This is a genomic window from Luteimonas viscosa, assembly GCF_008244685.1.
GTDB classification, from domain to species: domain Bacteria; phylum Pseudomonadota; class Gammaproteobacteria; order Xanthomonadales; family Xanthomonadaceae; genus Luteimonas; species Luteimonas viscosa.
The window spans coordinates 282,360-289,162 of sequence record NZ_VTFT01000001.1 but is presented as its reverse complement, the minus strand read 5'-3'; the positions used below and the strand labels follow the sequence as shown (position 1 = coordinate 289,162).

The window sequence follows — 6,803 nt, the reverse complement described above, 5'->3', positions numbered from 1 at the left end:
ACNGCGCGTGGCTGCCGTTGCGTCATCCCGAGCCGCAGGCGAGGGATCCATGCCTGGCCGCAGCCAAGGCTCCGTCGCCGCGGACAGCTTCCTCACCCGCTGCGCGGATTCGGAATGACACCATCAGGAAAGCAGGACCGACGACAGGTGCCGGGTACGTCCCCAGCGCGCCGCAGGGCAGGCGCAGGATCGGCTCCAGCCGGCCGTTCCGTTTGTCATCCCGAGCCGCAGGCGACGGATCTCGCCGGGCAATGACCGATACGCGCCAGCGCAGCCCGCTTGGACGCGTCCCAGCGGGTTCCCGATGGCGATGAGCAGGCCTCCGTCATCCGCATCGCGTCCATGGGATGACAGAATGGCGCGATGACGAACGACCAAGTCCCCCAGCCCTGCGACCTCCTCATCGAAGCCGGTTTCGTGGTCCCGGTCCAGCCGCATGGCGTGGTGCTCGAGGACCACGCCGTTGCGATCCATGACGGCGCCATCCTCGCGGTCCTGCCCACGGTCGAGGCGCGCCAGCGCTTCAGTCCTGCCGAAACGGTGGCGCGCCCGGACGGGGCGCTGATCCCCGGCCTGGTCAACGCTCACACCCACAATCCGATGACCCTGCTGCGCGGCGTCGCCGACGACCTGCCGCTCAAGGTCTGGCTGCAGGGGCACATCTGGCCGATCGAGGGGGCCGTGATCAGCCCGGCCTTCGTCGAGGACGGCGTGACCCTGGCGATCGCCGAACTGCTGCGCGGCGGCGTGACCTGCGTCAACGAGAACTACTTCTTCCCCGACGTGCAGGCGGCCACCTACCGGCGCCACGGCTTCCGCGCGCGCATCGGCCTGCCGGTGATCGACTTCCCGACCGCCTGGGCGGCGAGCGACGACGAGTACTTCGACAAGGCCGGCGCGGTCCACGACCAGTGGCGCGACGACCCGCTCGTGGCCACCGCCTTCGCGCCGCACGCGCCGTACACCGTCAACGACGCCAACTTCGAACGCATCCGGATGCTGGCCGACCAGCTCGACCTGCCGGTCCACCTGCACCTGCACGAGACCGCGCAGGAAGTCGCGCAGTCGATCGACGAGCACGGCCAGCGCCCGATCGCGCGCCTGGACCGGCTGGGCCTGGTCAACGACCGCCTGATCGCGGTGCACATGACCCAGCTGACCGAGGCCGAGATCCACCTGTGCGCCGAGCGCGGTGTCAGCGTGGTCCATTGCCCCGAGTCGAACCTGAAGCTGGCCTCGGGCTTCTGCCCGGCCTGCGCGCTGGCGCGTGCCGGCGTGACGCTCGCGATCGGCACCGACGGCGCGGCCAGCAACAACGACCTCGACATGTTCGGCGAAACGCGCACGGCGGCGATGCTGGCCAAGGCGGTGGCCGGGGACGCAGCCGCGCTGGATGCGTTCGCGGCGCTGCGCGCCGCCACGCTCGGCGGGGCGAAGACGATCGGTTTCGACCACCTGGTCGGCTCGATCGAACCGGGGAAGCAGGCGGACCTGGCCTGCGTCGATCTCTCCGCGCTGGAGACCCAGCCGCTGCACCACGTCGTCTCGCAGCTGGTCTACGCCACCGGCCGGCACCAGGTCGGCGATGTCTGGATCGCCGGCAAGCCGAAGCTGCGCGATCGCGAACTGGTGGGCATGGATGCGGCCCGCATCGTCGCCAACGCGCGGCAGTGGCGCGAGCGCATCGCGGCGGTCGCGTTGCCGTAGCGGTGCTTGGCGCCGGCGGCGGATCACGCGGGGCGCCGGTCGCGCGGCCTACAATGCACGGCTACGCACAGGATCCGATCCGATGACGACCTCGCCTGGCGGCGCCACGGGCGCCAACTTCCATCAGCAGGAACTCGACAAGTTCGGCGCCATCGCCAACCGCTGGTGGGACCCCGACGGCCCGCAGAAGCCGCTGCACGCGCTGAACCCGGTACGGCTGGGCTACGTGTCACGACGCCTGCCGCTGCAGGGCGCGACGGTGCTCGACGTCGGCTGCGGCGGCGGCCTGCTCAGCGAGGCCATGGCCAGGGAGGGTGCCGAGGTCACCGCGATCGACCTCGCCCCGGAACTGGTCAAGGTCGCGCGCCTGCACGGGCTGGAGTCCGGCGTGAAGGTCGACTACCGCGTGCAGTCGGTCGAGGACCTCGCCGCCGAGCGACCGGGTGCATTCGATGCCGTGACCTGCATGGAAATGCTCGAGCACGTGCCCGATCCGGCGGCGATCCTGAGCGCCTGCGCCACCCTGCTGCGGCCCGGCGGATCCCTGTTCGTGTCCACCCTCAACCGTACCCCCGCGGCGTTCGCGCTGGCGATCGTCGGCGCCGAGTACATCGCGCGGCTGCTGCCGACCGGCACCCACCGCTACAGCGAGTTCATCAAGCCCTCGGAACTGGCGGCTTGGCTGCGCGAGGCGGGGCTCGAACTCGAGGACGTCAGCGGCATGATGTACGAGCCCTGGCGCAACGCCGCACGGATCGTTTCGCGTACCGACGTGAATTACCTCGCGTGCGCGGTGAAGCGGTGAAGCCCTGATTGGTGATTCGTGATTGGTGATTGGAAAAGCGAGCCGGCCTGGCCTGCACGCGGATGGGCGCAGACGGAATCGCGAACGAATGCGATCGAGACCTGGCTCGACCTCATCGCGGCAAACGCCGAAGCGCAGTGCGAACGTGGATAAGCCGGGAAGCGGCATGGCGATGACCGAATCACCAATCACCAATCACGAATCACGGCTTTATCCCCCCGGCGTGCTGTTCGACCTCGACGGGACCCTGCTCGACAGCGCGCCGGACATGCTGGCCACGGTCAACCGCATGCGCGCGGTGCGGGGGCGTCCGCCGATGGTGCTCGAAGCGTTGCGCCCGCATGTCTCGCGCGGTGCGCGGGCGATGGCCTCGGCCGCCTTCCCGGACGTGCCCCCCGGCCAGGTGCCGGAGCTGGTGCCGGAATTCCTGGCCGTCTACCGCGAGGAACTCGGCCGCCATGGCCGGCCGTTCGACGGCATCGAGGACATGCTCGCCGCGCTGGAGGCCGACGGTACGCGCTGGGGCATCGTCACCAACAAGCCCGAAGCGCTCGCCCGCGACCTCCTGCCCGGACTCGGCTGGGCGACGCGCTGCGGCGTGCTGGTCGGTGGCGACACGCTGGCCGAACGCAAGCCGCACCCGATGCCGCTGCTGCATGCGGCCGAAGCGATCGGCATCGCACCTGCGGATTGTGTGTATGTCGGCGACGACCGCCGCGACATCGACGCCGCCCGCGCCGCGGGCATGCCGTCGGTAGTGGCGCTGTGGGGTTACCGGCTGGACGACGACGACCCGGTCGCGTGGCAGGGCGATGCCATGGTCGTGCGGCCCGTGGATCTGCTCGAGCCCGTCGCGTGGCCGACCCGCAGGAGCGGCGTCGACCCATGACCGGATCCGGTTCGCTGGAAAGCTTTCTCGAAAAATGGCGCGCGCGCTGGCCGGAGTGGGGCGTGGCGATGGCCTTCATCCCTCGAGAGCAGCGGTCGCTGGTCGCTGCGTGGTCCTGCCTGCTGCAGGAGCTGTCGGATGCGGCCTGGGGCGGAGGCGATCCCACGCCGGGCCTGGCCAAGCTCGCCTGGTGGCAGGAGGAACTGCGTGGCTGGGCACGCGGCGCGCGGCGCCATCCCCTGGGCGAGGCCCTGCAGAGGCAGCAGGCGCCATGGGAGGCGCTGGGCCGGGCGTTGGCGGTGCTGCCGAAGACCCGGGCGCCAGGATCGGCCGGCGAGGATGCCGAGGCCCTGGGTGCGTTCGCCACCCAACTGCTTGCGTGCGAGGCCGTGCTGTTCGGCGGCCGCGAGCCGGACGCGCGCGCGGCAGTGGATGTCGTCGCCGGGTTGCGCGCCGAGCGCGCGCTGGTGCAGGGCGATCGTGGGATCGCAGCGGGCCTGCGCCACGCGCTGCGGCCTTCCGCACCGTCGCGACCGCGCCGCCTGCAGCAGGTCGTGGTTCGTGAACGCCTGCGCCTGATGGAGGCCGGAGACGCCAGGGGACGCGTCGCGGCCCTGCGCCTCGTGTTCGCAGGCTGGCGCGCCGCGCGCGGCTGAGGGCAACGCTGCGTTGCGCCGGCAGCCCGCAGGGAGCCGGTAAACTGTGCGGATTCCCCCGCAACCGGATTCCCGTGAGCCAGACCCCCGCCCACAGCCTGCCCGACGTCGCCGGCGATGCCGCCAGCGCCGCGCGCGCGCTCGACTGGGTCGGGATGGACCGGATCGCGCTGCCGCTGCGGATCGCCGCGGCCGACGGCGCGGCGCCCTTGGTGGTGCCGGCCTCGGTCGATGTCGCCGTGGACCTGCGCGATCCCGACGCCCGCGGCATCCACATGTCGCGCCTGTACCTGCGGCTGCAGGATGCGCTCACCGAAGAGCCGGCGGGCCATGCCGCGCTGCGGCGGCTGCTGCAGGACTGCATCGATTCGCAGCAGGGCCTGTCCACGCGCGCCCGGGTCGCCATCCGCTACGGGCACCTGCTGCGGCGCCCGGCGCTGGCCAGCGAGCACAGCGGCTGGAAGAACTACCCGGTGGAGGTGCGCGCGGAGCTGGCCGACGGCCACTTCGCCATGGACCTGGCGTTCTCGGTCGAGTATTCGAGCACCTGCCCGGCCTCCGCGGCGCTGTCGCGGCAGATGAACGCACAGCGGTTCGCCGCGGATTTCGCCGCCGCCACGCCGCTGTCCACCGGGGTGGTGCGCGACTGGCTGGCCTCGCCGCGCGGCCTGGCCGCCACCCCGCACGCGCAGCGCAGTCGCGCCGACGTCAGCGCGCGCCTGCGCCCGGCCTTCGACCAGTTGCCGCTGGCCGAACTGGTGGACGCGATCGAGGACGCCCTCGGTACCCCGGTGCAGACCGCGGTCAAGCGCGAGGACGAGCAGGCCTTCGCGGCGCTCAACGCGGCCAACCTGATGTTCTGCGAGGACGCGGCCCGGCGTGTGGCGGCGGCATTGGCCGCAGACGCTCGGATCGAGCGCTACGAGGCCACCGTGTCCCATTTCGAGAGCCTGCACGCGCATGACGCGGTCGCCCGGGTGAGTTCCGCCTCGCGCTGAAAGGTGACGGGAGCACGATCCCCGCGTGATCCCGATCGGCTACGATCGTGTCCATGGGGGATCCGTGGCGCCCGGGGTGGCGGCGCAGTCTAGGACTGTGCTTCCTGCTGCTTTGGTCGACTGCCTTGGGGGCGGTCGAACTGACCGTGCGCGAACTGCGCGACGACCCGCCCGCTGCCGAGGTCCTGGCCGGACAGCATGACGCCCGGCTGGCGCCGCCCCGGCCGGAGGCGACGATCCAGCAGTCCGCACGCGAGGCGCAGTGGTGGCGGATCGACGCCGCCGCGCCGGTCGCGGTCGACACCTCGCCGAAGCTGGTGCTGCGCTCGCCGTTCCTGTACCGGGTCGAGGCCTGGGTGCCCGGCGCCGATGCCCCCGTGCGGCACGCGTTGTACGGCGAGCATGCCGACGACCGTTACTCCGCACGCTCGCTGGTGATCGACCTGCCGGCGGGCATTCCGGCCGGAGAGCCGGTCTGGCTGCGGATCGAGCACCGCTCGACCATGCTCACGGCGGTCTCGGTGGAAACGCTGGACGAGATCCATCGCCAGGATCTCGCCCACGTCGCCTGGCGATCCCTCGTGCTCACCAGCCTGGCTGTGCTGGTGATCCTGGCGTTGGCCTTCTGGGGCGGCACCGGCGAGCGCAGCTACGGCTACTTCGGCGCGATGCTGCTGTGCGCGATCGGCTACCTGGCGGCGATCGGCGGCGACCTGCGCTGGCTGCCCTGGGCCGACGCGGTGTTCGGCACCAGCGCCCAGACCAACCGCCTGTTCGGCTGTAGCGGTGTCGTGTTCAGCAACCTGTTCCAGCGCAGCTACCTCGACCTGCCGCGCAAGCTGCCGTGGTTCGACCGGCTGCTGGCGGTCGGCACCGGGATCGCGGCGTTTGCGGCCGTCTGCACCCTGTTCGGCGACTGGCCGGTCTTCTCGATGGCCGGCAATTTCGCGCTGCTGTACTCCGCGGCGGTGTTGCTGGTGGCCAGCGCCGTGCTGGCGTTCGATGGCGACCGGGTGGCACGCGTGGTGCTCGTGTCGTGGCTCTCGCTGATGGTGTTCTCGTTCCTGGCGGCGCTGCAGATGATGGGGCTGTGGTCCGGCCCCGCCTGGCTGGGGCAGGGCCTGGCGGGCAGCTTCGTGCTCGCCAGCCTGTTGCTGGCCATCGGTCTGCTCGACAAGCTGCTGCAGCTGCGCCGCGACCGCGACCATGCCAGCCGCCAGGCGGTGATCGATCCCGTCACCAAGGCGATGAACCGGCAGGGCATCGAGGAGCGGCTTTACCGCGAGGTGGAGGACGCGCGCGAGCGCGCCGCGCCGCTGTCGATCGCCTTCGTCGACGTCGACCGCTTCAAGGAGATCAACGACTGCCACGGCCACAGCGTCGGCGACCAGTGCCTGCGCATCGTGTCCTGGCGGCTGCGCAACCAGTTGCGCCGCAACGAGGCGATCGGCCGCTACGGTGGCGACGAGTTCCTGGTCGTGCTGCCGGGACGGCGCCAGGACGAGGCGCTGTCGATCGCCGAGCGCATGCGCATCTCGGTGAATTGCCGCCCGCTTTCGACGGCGGACCTCGAACTCGTCGCCACGCTCAGCATCGGCGTGGCGGAACTCGAGCCGGGCGAATCGATGGCCAGCCTGTTCGAACGGGCGGATACCGCGCTGTATGCCAGCAAGTCGGCGGGACGCGACCGGGCAAGCGCCGCGGCGCCGCAGGAAGGATTGTGGACCGTCTGAAACTCAGGAGAAGCG

The 6,803-nt window shown here is 71.2% G+C and carries 6 protein-coding genes; all 6 read left to right on the top strand.

What is annotated here, in order from left to right; translation table 11 throughout:
* The first annotated feature begins 363 nt into the window (after positions 1 to 363).
* Positions 364 to 1,707, top strand: coding sequence for a TRZ/ATZ family hydrolase (locus FZO89_RS01375; RefSeq protein ID WP_149101583.1), 1,344 nt, complete (start codon positions 364 to 366; stop codon positions 1,705 to 1,707).
* An 82-nt stretch (positions 1,708 to 1,789) separates the two neighbouring features.
* Positions 1,790 to 2,512 (top strand): bifunctional 2-polyprenyl-6-hydroxyphenol methylase/3-demethylubiquinol 3-O-methyltransferase UbiG, encoded by a 723-nt coding sequence (ubiG, locus tag FZO89_RS01370; protein ID WP_149101582.1) that lies wholly within the window; start codon positions 1,790 to 1,792, stop codon positions 2,510 to 2,512.
* Between the two features lie 172 nt (positions 2,513 to 2,684).
* Positions 2,685 to 3,401, top strand: a complete 717-nt coding sequence (gene gph, locus FZO89_RS01365; protein ID WP_149101581.1) for a phosphoglycolate phosphatase — start codon at positions 2,685 to 2,687, stop codon at positions 3,399 to 3,401.
* Positions 3,398 to 4,057 (top strand): isoprenoid biosynthesis enzyme family protein, encoded by a 660-nt coding sequence (locus tag FZO89_RS01360; protein ID WP_149101580.1) that lies wholly within the window; start codon positions 3,398 to 3,400, stop codon positions 4,055 to 4,057. Before gph ends, FZO89_RS01360 begins: the two co-directional genes overlap by 4 nt.
* Before the next feature lie 74 nt (positions 4,058 to 4,131).
* Positions 4,132 to 5,055, top strand: coding sequence for a GTP cyclohydrolase FolE2 (folE2, locus tag FZO89_RS01355; RefSeq protein ID WP_262378472.1), 924 nt, complete (start codon positions 4,132 to 4,134; stop codon positions 5,053 to 5,055).
* A gap of 146 nt (positions 5,056 to 5,201) precedes the next feature.
* Complete coding sequence (locus tag FZO89_RS01350) at positions 5,202 to 6,788, top strand: GGDEF domain-containing protein (RefSeq protein WP_187470999.1); 1,587 nt, start codon at positions 5,202 to 5,204, stop codon at positions 6,786 to 6,788.
* Positions 6,789 to 6,803: the final 15 nt, after the last annotated feature.